This window comes from Streptomyces sp. NPDC051109 (assembly GCF_044455885.1).
Taxonomy (GTDB): domain Bacteria; phylum Actinomycetota; class Actinomycetes; order Streptomycetales; family Streptomycetaceae; genus Streptomyces.
Genome location: NZ_JBITFF010000020.1, coordinates 108,325 through 127,086, shown reverse-complemented (window position 1 = coordinate 127,086; position 18,762 = coordinate 108,325). Strand labels below are relative to the sequence as shown.

The following is an 18,762-nucleotide window of genomic DNA, read 5'->3' as shown; positions in this document are numbered from 1 at the left end:
CGGGCGCGGCCCGGTCCGAAGGGACGGCCTAGGCGTGGAAGGGCAGGCCGGCGTCGGCGGCGAGCTCCAGGTCGTCGCCCTCGGGCGGCGGCAGGAGGCTGGCGGAGCCGTCGCCGACGGGGACCACGCCGAGTTCCAGGAGCTCGGCCATGGCCGCGCTGCCCGCCATGTCGCGGACCTGGAGCTGGTAGCGGGGTGTGGTGCGGTACGTACCGCCGGCGTCGTCGCCGGTGCGCTGGAGGAAGCCGGAGTCGGTGAGGAACGCGGCGGCCTTGCCGACGATGCCGGTGGTGGAGCCGGCCAGGCGGCGGGCGTCCTTGGTGGCACCGGTCGCGCTGCGGCGGGCGTAGACGCGCCAGGCGGCTTCGAGGCCGGGGGCGTCGGTGGCCGGGTCGGTGTTCTCGCCGAGCTCCTCGGCGCGCTCCTCCAGGCGGCGGCAGGTCTGCCGGACGAAGGCGTCGACCCCGTTGACCGTGACGCGGCCGATGTAGCCGTCGTCGGCGAGGTCTTCGGGGCGGGGGAAGGCCAGGGCCGCGACGGCGAGGTGGGCGAGGCCGTGCAGGAACCGGTCGGCGGAGTCGGCGGTGGTACGGCGGGCGTAGTCGCCCATCCGCACGGCGAAGACGGAGTCCTCGCCGGCGGCGACGGCCATGCCGGCGCGCGGGGACACCTCCAGGACGACGAGGCCGAGGCCGGTGGCGACGGCGTCGGCGAGGCGGCCGAAGGCCGGCTCCTCGCGGTAGCGGCGCAGCAGTTCGGCGTACTCGGCGTCGCGGGCCGGGAGCAGCTTGGGCTGGAGCCCGAAGGCGACGAGGCGGGCCGCGTCCGCGGCGTCGGCGGGCGTGACGGCCGCTGCCGGCGCGGGGCCGCCGAGGGCGGGCGCGACGGGGGCCGGCGGCGCGTCGGCCTCGCTCCACGCGGGGTTCTCGGCGTGGTGGTCGCTCACGGGTACTGCCTCTCGTGGTGTGCGGTTGCGGCGGCGGGCCGGTTCTCTTCCCGGCGCAGCCCCTTCCCGCTGTGCTGGATCATGCGGTGCGCGGCGGGGACGGGTCCCCGTGCCCCGGCGCCGCTCCGCGGGCGGGCCCGGCGGGCGGAGGTCATGCCGCCTCCGTGCGGTCCGCGGTCATCGCGGCCGCGTCCAGGAGGGCCGTGCCGACGATCAGGTCCGCGCCGCCGAACTCGGGGTCTTCGAGCTGGGTGCCGTCGTCCACGGCGAAGAGCAGCCGCTCCTCGCCCTGGCGGTACGCCGTGCCGACGGCCGGGCTCGCCGCGTGGACGGCCAGCAGGGCCACCAGGTACGGCAGGTCCGGGTCGCTGCGCCGGGCCTGGGCCAGCAGGCCCGAGAGCCGGCGCGGGGCGTCGTGCGGCAGGTCCAGGAGCTCCATCGCGGCGGCGAGCTGCTCCTCGCTGAACCGGCTGTCGTCCGGCGTCGCGATGAGGTCCGGCTCCGGCATCTCCGCACCGAGGTGCTCGCGCTCCACCGGCGGTGTCAGCAGTATCTCGACCAGGTCGGCGACGCGCACCGAGACCGGGGTGCGCAGCCCGACCGCCGAGGCGAAGAAGGCGTCCGTGACCCGGGAGGCCTGCTCCAGCGGCAGCGGCAGCACGGGCGCCACCAGCTGCCCGTACAGGTCGATCCCGGAGCGCGGCGCCGGGGCCGCGAAGGCCTGCCGGTCCTGTTCGGCGCGGAAGAGCGGGCCCGCGTCCAGCAGCCTCGACTGGAGCTGGGTGTGGCGGCGGATGCAGTCCTTGACGATGTCGACGAGCTCGGCCGCGCGCCGCTTGTTGTCGGGCTCCTCGGCCTCGTCGCGCGCCCGGCGGATGTTCGTCAGGATCGCGTTCTCGTGCCGGTAGCGGTCGGCGACGTGGTCGAGGGCCTCCTCGATCATGTCCGGCACCGACTGCAGCCAGTCCACCGCCCGTACGTTGCGCCGGGTCGCGTCCAGCGTGCGGCGCAGGGTCTCCGCGTACTGCACCGTGCGGTACCGGGCCTGCTCGGCGGCGAGCTGGGCGTCGGCCAGCCGGCCCCGGCTGATGAGGACCTCCAGCTTCACCTCGGCCGCGATCTGCGCGCTGGTGACGTCCGTGTCGAGGGCGCCGACCAGCACGTTGACGGCCTCGTCCGTCGTCCGGAGGTAGACCGCCCCGCCGTAGCCGGGGACCTCTTCGATCAGCTTGAAGTCGTAGTCCCGGCGGACGTACACCCCGTCCGGGCCGAACGTGCCGTAGATCGCGCGGAAGCCCCGGTCGACGCTGCCGACGTTGATCAGGTTCTCCAAGACCCAGCGGGCCACCCGCTCGTGCTCGGCCGCCGGGCGGTGCGGTGCCTGCGCGGCGACCCGCGGCAGCAGCCGGGCCACTATCTGCTCGTGGTCCGCGCCGGTGTCGAAGTCCATGTTGAGCGTGACCAGGTCGATCGCGGCGAGCGCGACCTCCGCCATCGCGTAGATCCCGTACTCGCCGGCGAGATTGGCCTTGCGTACGTCGAGGTCGTGCAGCGGGGCGGTGCAGGCGAGCGCGCGCAGCCGCCGGGCCAGGCCCTCGTCGGCGGCCGGGCCCGGCGCCGGGGACGGAAGGGGCTTCGCCGGGGCGGGGAGAGTCACGGACAAAGACTAGGCGCTGACACGGACAACATCCCAAACGGCACGGTTCGGCCGGATCGGTCCCGGGCGCCGGGGAGCGCGCCGCCGGACCCGCAGCCGGACCCGCAGCCGGACCCCTCGACGGACGGGTCGCCGAACTCGTGGCCGAAGCCGTCTCCGCCGTGCGGGCGCTGTTCTACGCTCACCGCATGGCTTCCATGATCACACCTCTGATCGACCTGAACGCCGATCTCGGCGAGGGCTTCGGGCGCTGGACCCTGACCGACGACGAGGCCCTGCTGTCCGTGGTCACGAGCGCCAACGTGGCCTGCGGCTTCCACGCCGGGGACCCGTCCATCATGCGCCGGGTCTGCGAGCTGGCCGCGGAGCGCGGCGTACGGATCGGCGCGCAGGTCTCGTACCGGGACCTGGCGGGCTTCGGGCGGCGCGCGATGGACGTGCCGGCCGGTGAGCTGGCCGACGAGGTGGCGTACCAGATCGGGGCGCTGGAGGTCTTCGCCCGGGCGGCCGGCTCCAAGGTGTCGTACGTGAAACCGCACGGTGCGCTCTACAACCGCACGGTCCGGGACGCCGACCAGGCGGGCGCGGTCGTCGCCGGGGTCCGGACGGCGGCCGGGGGCGGCGACCTGCCCGTCCTGGGCCTGCCGGGCTCGCTGCTGCTGGCCGCCGCCGAAGCGGCGGGGCTGACGGCCGTACCGGAGGCCTTCGCCGACCGGGCATACACCCCGGCCGGGACGCTGGTGCCGCGCGGCGAGCCGGGGGCGGTGCTGCACGACCCGGACGCCGTGGTCGCCCGGGCGGTCGCGATGGCGACCCGGGGCGCGGTGACGGCCGCCGACGGCTCCCGGGTGGCGCTTGAGGCGCGCTCGCTGTGCCTGCACGGGGACACCCCGGGGGCCGCCGGGCTCGCGCTGCGGGTCCGCGAGGCGCTGGCCGCCGCGGGGGTCCGGGTCGAGGCCTTCGCGTGAGGCCGCTGCTGGTGGGCGGCGAGGCGCTGCTGATCGAGCTGGACTCGGCGGCGGAGGTGGCGGCGCTCCACGCGGAGCTGCTCCGGCGGCGGGACGCGGGCGAGCTGGGCGGCGTGCGGGACCTCGTACCGGCCGCGCGGACCGTGCTGCTGGACGGTGTCCGCGAGCCGGGTGCGCTGGCGGAGCGGATCGCGCGCTGGGAGGTGCCGCCGCTCGCGGAGACCGAGGGGCCGCTGGTCACCGTTCCGGTGCGGTACGACGGGCCGGACCTGGCGGACGTGGCACGGCTGTGGGGGGTGGCGGAGCGGGAGGTGGCCGGGATCGTCGGGGACACCGTCTTCCGGGTGGCCTTCTGCGGGTTCGCGCCCGGCTTCGGCTACCTCACCGGGCTGCCGGAGCGCTTCCGCCTGCCCCGGCGGGACACGCCCCGTACGGCCGTCCCGGCGGGCTCGCTGGCCCTCGCCGGCGAGTACGCGGGGGTGTATCCGCGCTCCTCCCCCGGCGGCTGGCAGCTGATCGGGACGGCGGACGCCGTGCTGTGGGACCCGGAGCGGGAGCCCGCGGCACTGTTCGCGCCGGGGGTACGGGTGCGGTTCGAGGAGGTGGCGGGGTGAGCGGAGCTGCGCTGGAGGTGCTCCGGGCGGGAGCGCTGACCACGGTCCAGGACCTCGGGCGGCCCGGCCACGCGCACCTGGGGGTGCCGAGGTCGGGCGCGCTCGACGCGGGGGCGCACGCGCTGGCCAACCGGCTGCTGGGCAACCCGCCGGACGCGGCCGCCCTGGAGACCACCTTGGACGGGGTCGGCCTGCGGGCGCTGGCCCCCGTGACGGTGGCGGTCACGGGCGCGCCGTGTGCGGTACGGGTGTCAGGCCGCCCGGCGGCCTGGGGAGCACCGGTACGGCTCCGGGCGGGGGCGGAGCTGGAGGTGGGCCGGGCGGAGTCGGGGGTGCGCAGCTACCTCGCGGTGCGGGGAGGGTTCGCCGTAGCGCCGGTCCTGGGCAGCCGCTCGACGGACCTGCTGTCGGGGCTGGGCCCGCCCGTCCTGTCGGCCGGGACGCTGCTGCCGGTGGGCCCGGCCGGTCCGGATCCGGTCCGCGGGGCGGATGCGCCGGCGGCGCCTGGGATGCCGGCCGAACTGGTGCTGCCGTTGCGGCCGGGACCGCGGGCGGACTGGTTCGAGCCGGCTTCGGTCGCGGCCCTGTGGCGCTCGGAGTTCCGGGTCTCCCCGGCGTCGAACCGCATCGGCCTGCGCACCGAGGCCGGGATCCGGCTGGAGCGCGCCCGCGGCGGCGAACTCCCGAGCGAGGGCATGGTCCTGGGGGCCGTCCAGGTCCCTCCGGACGGCCTGCCGGTGGTCTTCCTGGCCGACCACCCGGTGACGGGCGGATACCCGGTGGTGGGCGTGGTCCCCGCGGGCCCTGCGCTCGACGCGGCGGCCCAGGCCCGGCCGGGGGTGCCGCTGAGGTTCGTGAGGGCCCGATGATTCGTGAGGGCCCGATGAAACCTTTGCGGGGGCTGCGGCCAGTCACCGGGTGAGGGGGGCCGACCGGGCCCCGGCACGGGAGGGAAGCGCCGGTCGCCCGGCTGTTCGGCATCGCCCGCAACGTACCGGCGGGCCGCGCCCCGCGGTCGGACCGGGGAGAACGGCGCCCCCGCCCGGCTGAGCTGCCGCAGGCTCCTCGCCGACGAGGACGTGGCCGCGCTGGAGGAGCGGAGCGACGCCCAGCGGGCCTCCCGCGTGCCCGCCGAGCACCGCCCGGCGCTGTCCGAGCCGCTGCGCGCGGTCCTCGACCGGGACGTGGTCGACCAGTCGAGCCCCGCCGAGGCCTCACACGCCTTGGGCGTCCGCCGGCACGGCACGCGCTCGCCGTGGGCCTGGCGACCACCGCCGTGCTCGGGCCGGTGGCCCTCCCCGCGGGGGCGGCGGGGGCCCGCGGGCACGTCGTCCGCGGCCGAACCGGTCGTGCGGGGCGACGGCACGATCGTGGTCGCCTGGCCCTCGTGCGAGGACGTGCCCGAGACCGTGCGCGAGCTCCGAGCGCTCGGATTCCGGGTCGTGATCGTGCAGCAGCGCAAGCCCCGGGCGAATGCCCGAAGCCGGGCGGCGGGCACCTCGGCCCGGGGTACGGCCCCGCGACCGGACAGTGGAAGGAACAGACCCGGAGGCGCGGCCGGTCCTCCTGCCCGGTGGCGAGAGGACGCCGCGGATCACCGCGAAGTCCGTCCCCGAGGGGCACACCCTCGTCATGGCACGCGCCGCGAAGCCCACGCGCGGCGGCGACGGCGTCTCGATCGGCGTGATCGCGACGGAGAAGTGGCGCCCGCTTGCGCAATCGACTTCTCGGCCGGGCAGCCGTCCTCGCCCGGCACGCCGCCAGGACGGCCGTGGCACGTCTCGGCCCGGCCCCCGCTCTTCAGGGGGCCGGGCCGAGGGCGTGTTCCGACCGTGGCCTACACGGCCGATTCCGGGGCGATCCTGCTGCGCACCGCCGACTGGACGTCCTCTTCCTCGGCGGGGTCGGCCGCCAGGCGGCGCAGGCGCGGGGCGACCCGGGCGTCTGCCGTCTCCGCGTGGCGGGCAGCCACTTCGCGGGTGGTCTCCTCGCAGTCCCAGAGGCATTCCACGGCGAAGCCGGCCGCGAAGGACGGGTCCGTGCTGGCCAGGGCGCGCGCCGCGCGCCCGCGCAGGTGGGACGAGGCCGTCTCGCGGTAGATGTGGCGCAGCACCGGTGCCGCGCAGCCGATGGACAGCCGGCCCGCCCCGTCGACCAGGGAGAACAGCCGCTGGGCGTCGGGGCCGGAGCCGCGGACCGTCGAGCGCAGGGCGCCCAGTACGAGTCCGGCGTCCTCGGTGCCGCCCCGGGCCGCCAGCAGTGCGGCCGCGGCCGCGCCCAGTGCGTCGGGGCGGTGGATCCACTGCCGGGCCCGGTCGACGGCGGCGGGGCCGCACATGCGCTCGTAGGCGGCCACGGCGGGCTCGTCCCCGGCGGCTTCGATGAGGTCCAGTACGGCCGGGTTCTCCGGCTCGGCGAGGACCAGGTGGTGCAGGGCGGTGGCCCGGGCGGCCTCGCCTCCCGCGCCGGCGGCGGCGGCGAGGATCGCGGAGCGGTCCTCGGGCGCCGCGACGGCGGCGAGGCAGCGCGCGGCGGGTACGTGCAGCGGGGTGCCGCGGCGCAGGCCGTCGGCGGCCCAGTCGAAGACGGCCTGGACCCCCCAGCCGGGCCGGGGCCCGTTCGGCGTGAGCTGGCGCTGCCAGCGGTCGAAGGAGCCCTGCTGTCGGGCCGCGCGCAGGCGGTCGCCGTACTCGGGTGACTCTTCCCACAGGCACCAGGGCCGGGGCTCGTAGGCGTCGCGGACGGCGGCGGCCAGCCGCGCCCCGCCCTCGTTGTCGGCCGGGAATCTGGCGAGCACGGGCGCGGCGAGGCCGCGCAGCCCCTCGTCGTCGTCGCGCAGGGCGAGCTCGTCGAGGGCCCAGGCCCAGTTGGCGCCGGAGGCTGCGTAGCGGCGCAGCAGCATGAGCGCGTCGTCGCGGCCGTACGAGGCCAGGTGGCCCAGGACGGACAGGGCGAGGCCCGTCCGGTGGTCCGTGTCGTCGACGAGGTCGTCGGCGCTGAAGAGGTGGCTCTCGATCTCGCCGAGGGGGCCGTCGAGATCCAAGTACAGGCGGGCGTAGTACAGCGAGCGGTTCTCGACCTGCCAGTCCTGGCGCGGGTCGCTGACCACGCACTGGTTGAGGGCCGCGAGGGCCTCCGCCCGGGGCGCCGCGAGGGCGTGCAGCGTGCCGTCGCCGCGGCCCCGCTGGAGGAGCCCGAGCAGGGTGCCGCTTGGCGCTATGACTGGTTCGAACATGGGAATGGCCTCAAATCAAGCTGGGGACGCAACCGGGAATCGGGATTCACAGGGCCGCGTAACAGCATGTGAGGACGTCCGCCGTCATGTTCCGCTCGATGTAGACCATTGCCTTCTCACTCTCGTCGGTGCTCCGCGACCACGTCGGCCGGGTTTACGCAGGGGATGGGCCCGGACACCCTTCGTGTCCTGCCCCCTCCTGCCCGTCCGCCGCGTTCGCGAATCGAATCCGTCGCCATGATGACCCAGCCGGTTTGTGCGCCGCGACCACATTTATGGCCGCCGTGACCATTCCGTGAGGTGGCGGACCGGTCGGACCCTGCCAGGTCACGGGCAAAAGCGGACTACTCGGCTCCGAAGAGTTCCAGCAGGTCGGCCTTGGCGAACATGCGGGCCGTGTCCACGGCGGAGGGGGTTCCGGCGGTCGGGTCGGCGCCTCCGTCGAGCAGCGCGCGGATGACGGGCTCCTCACCCTTGAAGACGGCGCCGGCGAGCGGGGTCTGGCCGCGGTCGTTGGCGCGGTCGGCCTCGGCGCCGCGGGCGAGCAGCGCCGTGACGGTGGCGGCGTGCCCGTGGTAGGCGGCCAGCATGACGAGGGTGTCGCCGCGGTCGTTGGTGAGGTTGGCCGGGACTCCGGCGTCCAGGTACGCGGTGAGCGTCTCGGTCTCGCCCTGCCGGGCGAGGTCGAAGATCTTGGTGGCCAGCTCGATGACGTCCTCGTCGGGAGCGCCCTGGGAGCCGCCCTGGGTGGGCTCGTGCTCGCTCATCTGTCGTACCGCCTTCCACTCGCTGTTGACGTGAGATTCCCCCCGGGCCGCGGGCAGGGGGGCGTACGGCACTGCGACCGTACGGGTGAATCGCCAGAGTAGCGCCCGGACCTGCACATACGGGGCCCCGGCCGGGCAAGGATCCCCTTCGCGGCTGACGCGCCAGCCGGACTGCGCCGGGCAAGTGAAAAAAGCCGCGATTCACCCGTATGCACCTTTTATCGCATTGATACTTCCTGTGAGCCTGGAACAACTGATGGTGACCGTCCCCACCCACCAGGAGAACCTCTCATGATCCTGTCCATCTCAGGCGTCGTCCTGCTCGGCATCATCGCCTTCCTCTTCTTCAAGAAGGACGGGATGAAGCTGTCCCACGCGTTCGTCTGCGCGCTGTTCGGCTTCTTCCTCGCCGGCTCCGCCATCGCCCCGAGCATCACGGCGAGCACGGCGAGCCTCGCGAGCCTCCTCGGCGGGATCAAGCTCTAGGGAGGGGCGTCGAAGTGGCGTCGGCCGCCCCGAGGGCGGGGCCGACGGGGTCTGGTGCGTGCGACCGCAAGGCGGAGGATCGAATCGACGCGGTGGGGGTACCTCCCGGCGGTAGCCGGGGGACGTCGGTGACCGACGACAACGCGGCGAGCGTGCGTACCGGACCCCGCGGCCAGACGGGACTTCGACGACATTCCCCGGCCCGCACCGCACCGTCCCGCACCGCACCGCACACGACTCCAGGAGACGACCGTGGCCCGGCGCCCACTCCCCCGCATCCTCAGCAACGGCACCACGCCGCTGGCACGGGGCCGCGACCTCGCGCGCACGGCCGCCGACAGCGCCACGGACGTCCTCCATCCGCTCCTCGTCATCGGGCGCGGCCTGCGCGTCCTGGCCGCGGCCGGGCGGCGCAGGGTGGCCCGGACCCCCAAGGACAAGCGTGGTCCCGCGCTGTTCCTGGGCGCCGCCTGCGTCCTCGTGGTCGCGCTCGTCCCCTACGGCCCGCTGCTCGCCCTGATCACCCTGATGGCGGCCGCGGCCTGGCACGGACGCGACCGGGCCCCGGTGAAGACCGGACCCAGCGAGGCCGAGACCGAACGGCTCGGTTCCCTCTACGAGGCGCTCGTGCCGTACTTCTCCATCCCCGAGGACCCGAACCCGCTCTTCGCCCACGGCGGGGAGTGGGACAAGGCCTTCAGCGGCTACGCCTTCGACGAGGCGGGCCGCCTCACCCGGCTCCGGATCCGCTACCCCGCCTACTTCACCGACGGCGAGGCCGCCTCGCGGGCCCGGATCGAGACCCTGCTGCACGCGAAGTCCGGGCGCGGCCGGGAGTACTTCTTCGACTGGGACGAGGAGGGCAACCAGCTCGACCTGACCGTTCTCGCGCCGCTGCCGACGGGCATCGCCGCGCAGCCGTTCGTCACCTCGCCCGGCGAGACCGTGCTCGGCTTCACCGACGCCGGCACCGTGCGGCGCACCCTGCCGGTCCTGCAGGACGACGAGCCGCGCGACGTGCCCCCGGTGATCTGGCGCACCGGCCCCCGCTCCACCGAACCGCACCTGCTGGCCGTCGGCCGGCCCGGCGGCGGCACCTCCTCGCTGCTGCGCTCGATCGCCCTGCAGGCCCTGCACCACGGCGACGACGTACTGATCGTGGAGGGCGGCGGCAGCGGGGAGTTCTCCTTCCTGACCGGGCGTACGGGCGTCCTGGCCGTGGAGTGCGGTCCGGCCGGGGCGCTGGCCACGCTGGAATGGGCCGCGCGCGAGACCGAGCGGCGGCTCATCGCCACGCACCGGGCCCGCGAGGCCGGCCGGCCGGCGCCCGAGGACACCCGGCGGCCGCTGTGGATCCTGCTGGACCGGCCCAGCGTGCTCGCGCACCTCGCGACCGCCGAGGGCGGCCCCGACCCCCTCTCCCGGCTCCAGGTCCCGCTGCGGCACGGGCGCGCCGCACACGTGACGGTCGTGGTGGCCGAGCAGTTCGACCACCTGGAGCTGCTGAACGACGCCGTCTGGCAGCACACCCGGGCCCGGATCGTGCTCGGCCCGGCTACGACCCAGCAGATCACCGACGTACTGGGGCTGCCGCCGCACACCACGCCGACGGCGCAGGTGCCCCCGGGGCGCGGGTACGCACGGCTCGGCTCGGGTCCCGTGCACCGCTTGCAGGTGCCCGCCACGCCGGACCCGTACGACGAGGCCGCGCACCCCGGACACCGCCAGGCGGTGCTGGAGCTGCTGCCGGGGCGGCAGCTGCCGGGACCGGGCGGGCCGGACCGGGTGGCGACGGCGAAGGCGCTGCACATCGTCCAGCCGCCGGCCCGGACGCAGGGCCCCTCGATCGACGCCGAGGAGGCCGGGGAGGTCCCGGCCGAGGCCCCGCCGGCCCGCGGGCCCTGGCCGGTGGGCCCCTGAGCCCCCTTACGCGACGAACGTGCGCGGGGGCTCCGCGGTGCTGCCCGCCGCGCCCGTGCCGACCAGGCGGGCGGCCGCCGCGAGGCGGACCGCAGCCTCCTCGGCCACCGGCCCGCCGACGGTGAACGGCAGCCGGACGTAGCCCTCGAAGGCCCCGTCGACGCCGAACCGCGGCCCCGAGGGGACCCGCACGCCGACCCGCTCCCCCACCTCGGCCAGCCGGGAGCCGGACAGCCCGCCCGCGCGGGCCCACAGGGTCAGCCCGCCGCGCGGCACCTCGAACTCCCAGTCCGGCAGCTCCCGGCGCACCGCGGCGACCAGCGCGTCCCGGTTGTCCCGGGCCTGGTCGCGGCGGATCTGCACGGCCTCCGCCCAGCCACCGGTCCGCATCAGCCAGTTCACCGCGAGCTGCTCCAGAACGGGCGTGCCGAGGTCGGCGTACGCGCGGGCCGCGACGAGGCTGCGGATCACGTCGGGCGCCGCGCGGACCCAGCCGATCCGCATACCGGCCCAGAAGGCCTTGCTGGCCGAGCCGACGGTGATCACGGAGGAGCCGGCCGGGTCGAAGGAGCAGACGGGACGCGGCATCTCCAGTGCCGGGTCGAGCTGGAGCTCGGCCATGGTCTCGTCGACGACGAGCACGGTGCCGGCCGAGCGGGCCGCCTCCACCATGGCGCGGCGCTGCTCGTCCGAGGCGAGCGCCCCGGTCGGATTGTGGAAGTCGGCGACGACGTACGCGAGGCGCGGCGCGGCGTCGCGCAGCACCTGGCGCCACACCGTCATGTCCCACCCGGCCAGCCCGTCGGCCATCGCGACGGGGACGAGCCGCACCCCGGCGGCGCGCATGAGCTGGAGGATGTTGGCGTAGGAGGGGGATTCGACGGCGATCCGCTCCCCGCGCCCGGCGAAGAGGCTGCAGATGGCGTCGATGGCGCCCATCGCCCCCGTGGTGACCATGATCTGCTCGGGCATGGTGGGGATGCCGCGCTCGGTGTAGCGGTCGGCGAGCATCCGCCGCAGCGCGGGCAGCCCGGCGGGGTAGTCCCCGTGGGTGTGCGCGTACGGCGGGAGCTCCTCGAGCGCGCCCTGTACGGCCTTGGTGAGCCAGGGCTCGGGAGCGGGGAGCGCGGCGCAGCCGAGGTCGATCATCGAGCCGAGGGATTCGGGCGGCAGCGGCTCCAGGCCCCGGGCGGGCAGCGGGTTCCCGGCCGGTACGGAGGTCCAGCTGCCGGCACCGCGGCGGGACTCCAGGAAGCCCTCCCCGCGCAGGGCCTCGTACGCGGCGGCGACGGTGGTGCGGGAGAGGGAGAGCGAGACGGCCAGCTCACGCTCGGCGGGCAGCCGGGCGGCGACGGGGACGCGGCCTTCGAGGACGAGCAGCCGGATGCCGTCGGCCAGGGTCCGGTACGCGGGCAGTTTGCGCGCCCCGGCGACGCCGGGGCGCTCCTGCTGGGAGGTGATGAGACGGGCGAGCTGTGCGGCACCCACCGCCGAGGTCCACTCTGCCATGCTGTCCGGTCCACCTTTGTCGAATTGGCCCCACCCGACCCCTGCGTGCAGCCGGTATTGGATTGTTTCCGCCCCCACAGCCTGTCATGCCGGGGTCCACCGCGGCCAGGGGCGCCGCCACGTTCACCGTGCGGCCATGCGGCCGCTCACTCCCCACGGGGCGCACGGTGCATACTGCGGCGGGTGACGCACGTACGCCTTCGCCATCCGTATCTGGACCACCCGGCTCCGATCCCCTTCGCGCACCGGGGAGGCGCCGCGGACGGGCTGGAGAACACCCTCGCGGCCTTCCGGCGGGCCGCCGACGCCGGCTACCGGTACTTCGAGACCGATGTGCACGCCACCGCCGACGGGAAGCTCGTCGCCTTCCACGACTCCACCCTCGACCGGGTCACCGACGGGCAGGGCCGGATCGCGGAGCTGACCTGGAGCAAGGTCCGCCGGGCGCGGGTGGCGGGCACCGAGCCGCTGCCGCTGTTCGAGGAGCTCCTGGAGGAGTTCCCCGACGCCCGCTGGAACGTCGACATCAAGTCCGAGTCGGCCCTGCACCCGCTGGTCAACCTGATCGCGCGCGCGGGCGTCTGGGACCGGGTGTGCGTGGGCTCGTTCTCGGAGAGCCGGGTGGCCCGCGCCCAGAAGATCGCCGGCCCCCGGCTGGCCACCTCGTACGGGGTGCGCGGGGTGATCGGCCTGCGGCTGCGCTCGTACGCGATCCCGGCGGCGCTGCGGGTCGGGGCGGTGGCGGCACAGGTTCCGGAGACCCAGGCGGGCATCCGCGTGGTCGACCGCCGGTTCGTACGCACCGCGCACGAGCGGGGGCTCCAGGTGCACGTGTGGACCGTGAACGAACCGGAACGCATGGAGGCGCTGCTCGACCTGGGAGTCGATGGCATCATGACCGACCAGATCGACATCTTGCGCACGGTGCTGGACCGGCGCGGGGCCTGGGCCTGACCGCCCGTACGGCCACCGCGCCCGGTGGGGCGGCCGCAGCGGTACGGGGACCAGCGAGGGGGCACTCATGAGTGCGCAGACCACAGAGGAAGCGGAACCGGGCGCGGAGGAGGGCAGAGCGGCCGCCGCGGCGGCCCGCAAACGCGAGCAGCACGGCTGGTACTTCTACGACTTCGCCTGCTCGGTCTACTCCTCGACCGTGCTGACGGTGTTCATCGGCCCCTACCTCACGGCGATGGCCGAGGCCGCCCAGGACGCGCAGGGTTACGTCCACCCCCTGGGGATACCGGTCCGGTCGGGCTCGTTCTTCGCGTACGCCGTCTCGATGTCGGTGATCGTCGCGGTGCTGGCCATGCCGCTGGTGGGCGCGGCCGCGGACCGTACGGGCCGCAAGAAGCCGCTGCTCGCCGCAGCGGCGTACACGGGCGCGGCGGCGACCACCGCGATGTTCCTGCTGGGCGGCGACCGCTACCTGCTGGGCGGCGTCCTGCTGATCGTGGCGAACGCCGCGATGTCGGTGTCGATGGTGCTCTACAACTCCTACCTGCCGCAGATCGCGGAGCCGGCGGAGCGGGACACCGTCTCCTCGCGCGGCTGGGCGTTCGGCTACACGGCGGGCGCGTTCGTCTTGATCCTGAACCTGGTCCTGTTCCAGTCGCACGAGTCCTTCGGGGTCTCCAAGGACGCGGCGGTGCGCATCTGCCTGGCCTCGGCGGGCCTGTGGTGGGGCGCGTTCGCGATCATCCCGCTGCGCCGGCTGCGGGACCGGGCGGTGGTCCGGCCGGACGGCGGCCACGCGGCCGCCGGGTCGGGGTGGAAGCAGCTCGTCGCCACGCTGAAGGACATGCGGCGGCACCCGCTGACGCTGTCGTTCCTGCTGGCGTACCTGGTCTACAACGACGGGATCCAGACCGTGATCTCGCAGGCGTCCGTCTACGGCAAGCAGGAGCTGAAGCTGGAGGACTCGACGCTGATCACGGCCGTACTGCTGGTGCAGATCCTGGCGGTGGCGGGCGCGATGGCGATGGGCCGGCTGGCCGTGTCGTACGGCGCGAAGAGGACCATCCTCGGATCGCTGGTGGCCTGGACGGTGACCCTGGCCGCCGGCTTCTTCCTGCCGGCGGGTGCGCCGGTGTGGTTCTTCGCGCTGGCGTCGATGATCGGACTGGTGCTGGGCGGCAGCCAGGCCCTGTCGCGCTCGCTCTTCTCGCACCTGGTGCCGGCGGGCAAGGAGGCCGAATACTTCTCGGCGTACGAGATGAGCGACCGCGGGGTGAGCTGGGTCGGGCCGCTGGTGTTCGGCCTGACGTACCAGGTCACGGGCAGCTACCGGGACGCGATCATCTCGTTGGTGGTCTTCTTCGCACTGGGTTTCGTGCTGCTGGCGCGAGTGCCGGTGCGGCGCGCGGTGGAGGCGGCGGGGAATCCTGTTCCCGAGCGGATCTGAGAGGACACGACCCGGATCTTCATACGAATTCCGAACGGATTTCGACGTTGAAGCGAAGGGCCGGTAGTGTACGCCTTTGGCCTGCCAGCCGGACCGTTACTGCGCGCTAAAGAACTGAAGACGTTGGGTGACATCTGCTGCCAGATGTGACAAAACGGGCACTGGTGGGTACAACAAGGGGCGGCACGACGGGCGACGCATCACCCGGAGCGGGAATCTATACCGCCGACCGGACGTTGACCGGATGACGACGACAGCGACACCTGTCCTGTGGGCGACAAGCCCGGGAGGCACGATTCATGAGTGAGCGAGCTCTCCGCGGTACGCGGCTCGTGGTTACCAGCTACGAGACGGACCGCGGCATCGATCTGGCCCCGCGCCAGGCGGTGGAGTACGCATGCCAGAACGGACATCGATTTGAGATGCCGTTCTCGGTTGAGGCAGAGATTCCGCCGGAGTGGGAGTGCAAGGCGTGCGGCGCCATGGCACTCCTGGTTGACGGGGACGGGCCCGAAGAGAAGAAGGGCAAGCCTGCGCGAACGCACTGGGACATGCTCATGGAGCGGCGCACCCGCGAGGAACTGGAGGAAGTGCTGGCCGAGAGGCTGGCGGTCCTGCGTTCCGGCGCCATGAACATTGCCGTGCATCCGCGGGACAGCCGCAAGTCCGCCTGACACCCGGACGTGTAGCAGAACGAGAGCCGAGGGCCCCCGCCACGAACTGTGGCGGGGGCCCTCGGCTTTCGTTCTTTTGTCCGTGCCTGCCCGCTCAGGGCGCCAGCGGCGGCCGGTAGCCGGCGTCCGGCCCCGGCTGCCGCGGCGGCTGCTGCCCGTCCTCGCGGATGACCTCGCCCTGGACGATCTTTCCGTCGGGCTGGTGGATCCGGGCCTGCTGGAAGGCGTCCCCGAAGCTGCCGGCCGGAGCCGCGGCCATCTTGCGTTCCAGGGAGCCGGACAGCCGGCGGCCGGTCCACGCCCGGACGGGCGGGACCAGGAGGAGCAGGCCGACCACGTCGGAGAGCAGGCCCGGCAGCATCAGGAGCAGTCCCGCCAGCATGGTGAGGCCGTTGCCTCCGCCCGGCTGCTGCGGGGCGGGCTGCTGCCCCTGCTGGGCCTGCTGGAAGGTGTTCGCCAGGTTCTTGAAGGCCCGCCGCCCGGCCCGCTTGATGACCACGGCGCCGAGCACGATCCCGCCCGCGAGCAGCGCGGCGACGGCCGGCCCGCCGACCGCGCCGGCGACCAGGCTCAGCAGCCAGATCTCCAGGATCAGCCAGGCGGCGACCGCCAGCGGAAGGAAGGTGCGGGCACGCGAGCGCCGCCGCGGGGCCGTCGAGAGGGGAACACCGGTCGTCATACCACCCAGTGTGCCTGGGGCGGCGTAAAAGCGGCCTCAGCCGGAGGTACCGGACATCCCCTAAGGGGCGTCCGGCCCCTGGGCCGCGCCCTTGTCCGGGCCCTGGGCCGCGCCCTTGTCCGGGCCCTGGGGCGCTCCCGGGGCCCCGCCCTTCGGCTTGTCCTGGCCGGTCAGCTTCGCGGCGTGGCCCTTGAGCCCCCACTGGGTGACCCGCCAGAGGGCCTCCACCACGATGTCCTTGCTCATCTTGCTGTCGCCGAACTCACGCTCGACGAAGGTGATGGGCACCTCGACGACGCGGAAGCCCTGGTGCACGGCCCGGCGGGCCAGGTCCACCTGGAAGCAGTAGCCCGCGGAGGCCACCTCGTCCAGGCCCAGCCCCTCCAGGGTCTCGCGGCGGAAGGCGCGGTAGCCGCCCGTCACGTCGCGGATCGGGACGTCCAGCATCAGCCGGGAGTACACCGAGCCGCCGCGCGAGAGGAACTCGCGGCTCTTGGGCCAGTTGACCACCCGGCCGCCCGGCACCCAGCGCGAACCCAGGACCAGGTCGGCCCCGGCCAGCGCGGTGAGCAGCCGCGGCAGCTCCTCCGGCTGGTGGGAGCCGTCGGCGTCCATCTCGACGAGCACGCCGTAGTCGCGCTCCAGGCCCCAGGCGAAGCCCGCCAGGTAGGCGGCGCCGAGGCCTTCCTTGCCCTTGCGGTGCAGGACGTGCACGTGGTGGTCGGCGGCCGCCAGCTCGTCGGCGAGCTTGCCCGTGCCGTCGGGGCTGTTGTCGTCCGCGACCAGGATGTGCGCCTCGGGCACCGCTGCGCGCACGCGGCCGACGATGGGCCCGATGTTCTCCGCCTCGTTGAAGGTCGGAATGATCACCAAGGCCGTGCCGAGCGGTCCGTGCCCTCGCTGTCCGCCGTCGCTCACTGGGTCCGCCTTCGTGTTCTGGTCCGTCCTGTCACAGAGGATGACTTTAGAACAGTGGCCGGGTCCCGCGGTCCTTCGGGCCGGTCCCGGCTCCCGCTGGCTGCGGGTCGCCGTGACCGTTGTCTACTGGACCGCGGGCCCCGACCGGGGCCACCCTCCCCCGAGCTCCTGCGGAGCAGGGGGGACCACCGTCCCGGCGAAACCTTCCCTCGCCCCCGAGGCGCGGGCGCGCTGAGCAGACGGAGCCGCCCGGTACGGACGTCCGGTGGTGGACCCGGCCGAACCTATCCGGGTCCGAGCACCCGTACCGAACCGAGGCCGACCGGATCACCCCTGTGGCCGTACGAATACCTCCCGGCCGCCGACGACGGTGGCGAGGCACACCGGCAGATCGCCGCCGGGGGTGAGGTCGGGCAGACCGGGAGTCCCCGAACGGGGGTCCGTGGACCAGCGGGCGACCCGGTCGTCGGGTGCCTGGACCACCAGTTCGGCGGTCTCCCACAGCGCGTAGTCGGCCGGGGCGCCGGGCACGAGCACACCGGCTCCGTCGCGGCCGAGGGCCCGCCAGCCGCCCCGGGTGTGGGCGGTGAAGGCGGCCCGTACGGAGATCCGGTGCTCGGGCGTGCGGTGGAAGGCGGCCGCCCGGACGGTTCCCCACGGGTCGAACGGGGTCACGGGGGCGTCGGAGCCGAAGGCGAGCGGCACACCGGCCTTGAGCAGGGCGGCGAAGGGGTTGAGCGTACGGGCGCGCTCCGCGCCCAGCCGGTCGGCGTACATGCCGTCCTCGCCGCCCCAGGCCGCGTCGAAGGCGGGCTGTACGGAGGCGGTGAGGCCGAGGTCCGCGAAGGCCGCGATGGTCTCGGGGGTCATCATCTCGGCGTGCTCGACGCGGTGCCGCGCGGCGCGGACGCGGCCGAGGCCGACCTTCTCGGCGGCGGCGCGCATGCCCTCCACGACGGCGGTGAGGGCGGCGTCGCCGATGGCGTGGAAGCCGGCCTGGAGGCCCGCCTCGGTGCACGCGGCGACGTGTTCGGCGACGTCGGCGGCGTCGAGGTAGCCGGTTCCGGTGTGGCCGGCGTCGGCGTACGGGGCATGCAGGCAGGCGGTGTGGGAGCCGAGGGCGCCGTCCACGAAGAGGTCGCCGGCTGCGCCGATGGCGCCGAGCGCCTTGGCCTGTTCGAGGTCCCGGTCCGCCCAGTAGCCGAAGACGCGGGGTCCGGGGCGCTCGCGGGCGAGGCCCAGGAGGCCCGCGAAGTCCTCGGCGGAGGAGATGTCGGGGCCGCCGCACTCGTGGACGGAGCCGATGCCGAGGGAGGCGGCCCGGTCGAGGGCGGCCCGCTGGGCCTCGGCGCGCTGGGCGGGGGTGACGGCGGCGAGCGCGGCCCTGCGGACGGCGTGGTGGTCGTCCCGGGTCAGCGGCTCGTCACCGCGGACGGAGACGGCCGGTACGAGGTCCAGCAGTGCGGTGGTCACGACGGCGGAGTGCACGTCGATGCGGCTGAGGTAGAGCGGGCGTCCGCCGGCGGCCTCGTCGAGCTCGGCGCGGCGGGGGGCACGGCGCTCGGGCCACCGGGCGGCGTCCCAGCCGTGGCCGAGGAGCACCCGGTCGGCCGGGCGGCGCTCGGCGTACGCGCGGACGAGGCGCAGGGCGTCGGCGAGGGAGGCGGCGCCGGTGAGGTCCAGCCCGGTGAGGGCGAGGCCGGCGGAGGTGGTGTGGACGTGCGCGTCGGTGAAGGCGGGTGTGACGAGCGCCCCGCCCAGGTCGACGACCTCGTCGACCCCTTGCGCGAAGGCGTCGGCGGCGCCTTCGGAGCCCACCCAGGCGATGTGTCCCCGCTCGACGACCATCGCGGTGGCGAAGGGGTCGGCGGGGCTGTGTACCTCGCCCCCGCGGAGGAGGACGGTCCGTTCGGATGCGGGGGCTCCGGCGGCGTCGGCGGAACTGGCGGTGCGGTCGGTCATGGCCCTAGTTTCGCGGGTCCGCGGCC

General features: G+C 74.6%; 16 protein-coding genes. 8 read left to right on the top strand and 8 right to left on the bottom strand.

All coding sequences use genetic code 11. The annotated features are described in order from the left end of the window. Window positions 1-28: 28 nt before the first annotated feature. Both ACIBAD_RS29690 and ACIBAD_RS29685 read right to left on the bottom strand, forming a co-directional pair. The gene (locus tag ACIBAD_RS29690; protein WP_134074574.1) at window positions 29-946 is read right to left on the bottom strand and encodes a hypothetical protein; all 918 of its coding nucleotides are present in this window, start codon (window positions 944-946) and stop codon (window positions 29-31) included. 151 nt (window positions 947-1,097) lie between these two features. After that, the gene (locus ACIBAD_RS29685) at window positions 1,098-2,603 is read right to left on the bottom strand and encodes a hypothetical protein (RefSeq protein WP_398909650.1); all 1,506 of its coding nucleotides are present in this window, start codon (window positions 2,601-2,603) and stop codon (window positions 1,098-1,100) included. A 197-nt stretch (window positions 2,604-2,800) separates the two neighbouring features. Between ACIBAD_RS29685 and ACIBAD_RS29680 the strand changes: the two genes are divergently transcribed. Genes ACIBAD_RS29680 through ACIBAD_RS29670 form a run of 3 tightly spaced genes read left to right on the top strand, consistent with a single transcriptional unit; the run spans window position 2,801 to window position 5,054 of the window. Continuing rightward, window positions 2,801-3,571 (top strand): 5-oxoprolinase subunit PxpA, encoded by a 771-nt coding sequence (locus tag ACIBAD_RS29680; protein WP_134075703.1) that lies wholly within the window; start codon window positions 2,801-2,803, stop codon window positions 3,569-3,571. Continuing rightward, window positions 3,568-4,185 carry an allophanate hydrolase subunit 1 gene (locus ACIBAD_RS29675; RefSeq protein ID WP_398909648.1) on the top strand — a complete coding sequence of 206 codons (618 nt, stop codon included), beginning with the start codon at window positions 3,568-3,570 and terminating at the stop codon, window positions 4,183-4,185. Before ACIBAD_RS29680 ends, ACIBAD_RS29675 begins: the two co-directional genes overlap by 4 nt. Beyond that, window positions 4,182-5,054: a biotin-dependent carboxyltransferase family protein gene (locus ACIBAD_RS29670; protein ID WP_398909646.1), complete on the top strand. Its 873-nt coding sequence runs from the start codon at window positions 4,182-4,184 to the stop codon at window positions 5,052-5,054. Before ACIBAD_RS29675 ends, ACIBAD_RS29670 begins: the two co-directional genes overlap by 4 nt. Before the next feature lie 968 nt (window positions 5,055-6,022). Here ACIBAD_RS29670 and ACIBAD_RS29665 read toward each other — a convergent pair. Beyond that, complete coding sequence (locus tag ACIBAD_RS29665; RefSeq protein WP_134074577.1) at window positions 6,023-7,420, bottom strand: HEAT repeat domain-containing protein; 1,398 nt, start codon at window positions 7,418-7,420, stop codon at window positions 6,023-6,025. A 344-nt stretch (window positions 7,421-7,764) separates the two neighbouring features. After that, a complete protein-coding gene (locus ACIBAD_RS29660; protein WP_134074578.1) occupies window positions 7,765-8,187 on the bottom strand; it encodes an ankyrin repeat domain-containing protein in 423 nt (140 codons plus the stop codon). A 291-nt stretch (window positions 8,188-8,478) separates the two neighbouring features. On the opposite strand from ACIBAD_RS29660, the gene ACIBAD_RS29655 reads away from it, so the two are divergent. Continuing rightward, window positions 8,479-8,673 (top strand): hypothetical protein, encoded by a 195-nt coding sequence (locus tag ACIBAD_RS29655; protein ID WP_030162614.1) that lies wholly within the window; start codon window positions 8,479-8,481, stop codon window positions 8,671-8,673. Window positions 8,674-8,925: 252 nt separating this feature from the next. Then, window positions 8,926-10,593, top strand: coding sequence for a hypothetical protein (locus ACIBAD_RS29650; protein ID WP_398909643.1), 1,668 nt, complete (start codon window positions 8,926-8,928; stop codon window positions 10,591-10,593). Between the two features lie 6 nt (window positions 10,594-10,599). On the opposite strand, the gene ACIBAD_RS29645 is transcribed toward ACIBAD_RS29650, so the two are convergent. After that, entirely contained in the window at window positions 10,600-12,102 is a 1,503-nt protein-coding gene (locus ACIBAD_RS29645) for a PLP-dependent aminotransferase family protein (protein WP_398909641.1), read from the bottom strand. 183 nt (window positions 12,103-12,285) lie between these two features. On the opposite strand from ACIBAD_RS29645, the gene ACIBAD_RS29640 reads away from it, so the two are divergent. The 3 genes from ACIBAD_RS29640 (at window position 12,286) to ACIBAD_RS29630 (ending at window position 15,177) form a co-directional block, all read left to right on the top strand. Next, complete coding sequence (locus ACIBAD_RS29640; protein ID WP_398909639.1) at window positions 12,286-13,056, top strand: glycerophosphodiester phosphodiesterase; 771 nt, start codon at window positions 12,286-12,288, stop codon at window positions 13,054-13,056. Window positions 13,057-13,123: 67 nt separating this feature from the next. Then, window positions 13,124-14,503: an MFS transporter gene (locus ACIBAD_RS29635; RefSeq protein ID WP_134074582.1), complete on the top strand. Its 1,380-nt coding sequence runs from the start codon at window positions 13,124-13,126 to the stop codon at window positions 14,501-14,503. A gap of 299 nt (window positions 14,504-14,802) precedes the next feature. Then, complete coding sequence (locus ACIBAD_RS29630; protein WP_007262928.1) at window positions 14,803-15,177, top strand: RNA polymerase-binding protein RbpA; 375 nt, start codon at window positions 14,803-14,805, stop codon at window positions 15,175-15,177. A gap of 94 nt (window positions 15,178-15,271) precedes the next feature. On the opposite strand, the gene fxsA is transcribed toward ACIBAD_RS29630, so the two are convergent. The 3 genes from fxsA to ACIBAD_RS29615 form a co-directional block, all read right to left on the bottom strand. Continuing rightward, window positions 15,272-15,856 carry an FxsA family membrane protein gene (gene fxsA / locus ACIBAD_RS29625; RefSeq protein WP_398909637.1) on the bottom strand — a complete coding sequence of 195 codons (585 nt, stop codon included), beginning with the start codon at window positions 15,854-15,856 and terminating at the stop codon, window positions 15,272-15,274. A gap of 60 nt (window positions 15,857-15,916) precedes the next feature. Beyond that, the gene (locus ACIBAD_RS29620; protein WP_134074584.1) at window positions 15,917-16,774 is read right to left on the bottom strand and encodes a polyprenol monophosphomannose synthase; all 858 of its coding nucleotides are present in this window, start codon (window positions 16,772-16,774) and stop codon (window positions 15,917-15,919) included. 327 nt (window positions 16,775-17,101) lie between these two features. Next, a complete protein-coding gene (locus ACIBAD_RS29615) occupies window positions 17,102-18,736 on the bottom strand; it encodes an amidohydrolase (protein WP_398909634.1) in 1,635 nt (544 codons plus the stop codon). Window positions 18,737-18,762 lie beyond the last annotated feature (26 nt).

Bases quoted from the DNA above. Each gene is read 5' to 3' on its own strand.
- ACIBAD_RS29680 (WP_134075703.1), top strand. From the start codon at position 2,801: ATGATCACACCTCTGATCGACCTGAACGCCGATCTCGGCGAGGGCTTC.
- ACIBAD_RS29665 (WP_134074577.1), bottom strand. From the start codon at position 7,420: ATGTTCGAACCAGTCATAGCGCCAAGCGGCACCCTGCTCGGGCTCCTC.
- ACIBAD_RS29660 (WP_134074578.1), bottom strand. From the start codon at position 8,187: ATGAGCGAGCACGAGCCCACCCAGGGCGGCTCCCAGGGCGCTCCCGAC.
- ACIBAD_RS29655 (WP_030162614.1), top strand. From the start codon at position 8,479: ATGATCCTGTCCATCTCAGGCGTCGTCCTGCTCGGCATCATCGCCTTC.
- ACIBAD_RS29645 (WP_398909641.1), bottom strand. From the start codon at position 12,102: ATGGCAGAGTGGACCTCGGCGGTGGGTGCCGCACAGCTCGCCCGTCTC.
- ACIBAD_RS29635 (WP_134074582.1), top strand. From the start codon at position 13,124: ATGAGTGCGCAGACCACAGAGGAAGCGGAACCGGGCGCGGAGGAGGGC.
- ACIBAD_RS29630 (WP_007262928.1), top strand. From the start codon at position 14,803: ATGAGTGAGCGAGCTCTCCGCGGTACGCGGCTCGTGGTTACCAGCTAC.
- fxsA (WP_398909637.1), bottom strand. From the start codon at position 15,856: ATGACGACCGGTGTTCCCCTCTCGACGGCCCCGCGGCGGCGCTCGCGT.
- ACIBAD_RS29615 (WP_398909634.1), bottom strand. From the start codon at position 18,736: ATGACCGACCGCACCGCCAGTTCCGCCGACGCCGCCGGAGCCCCCGCA.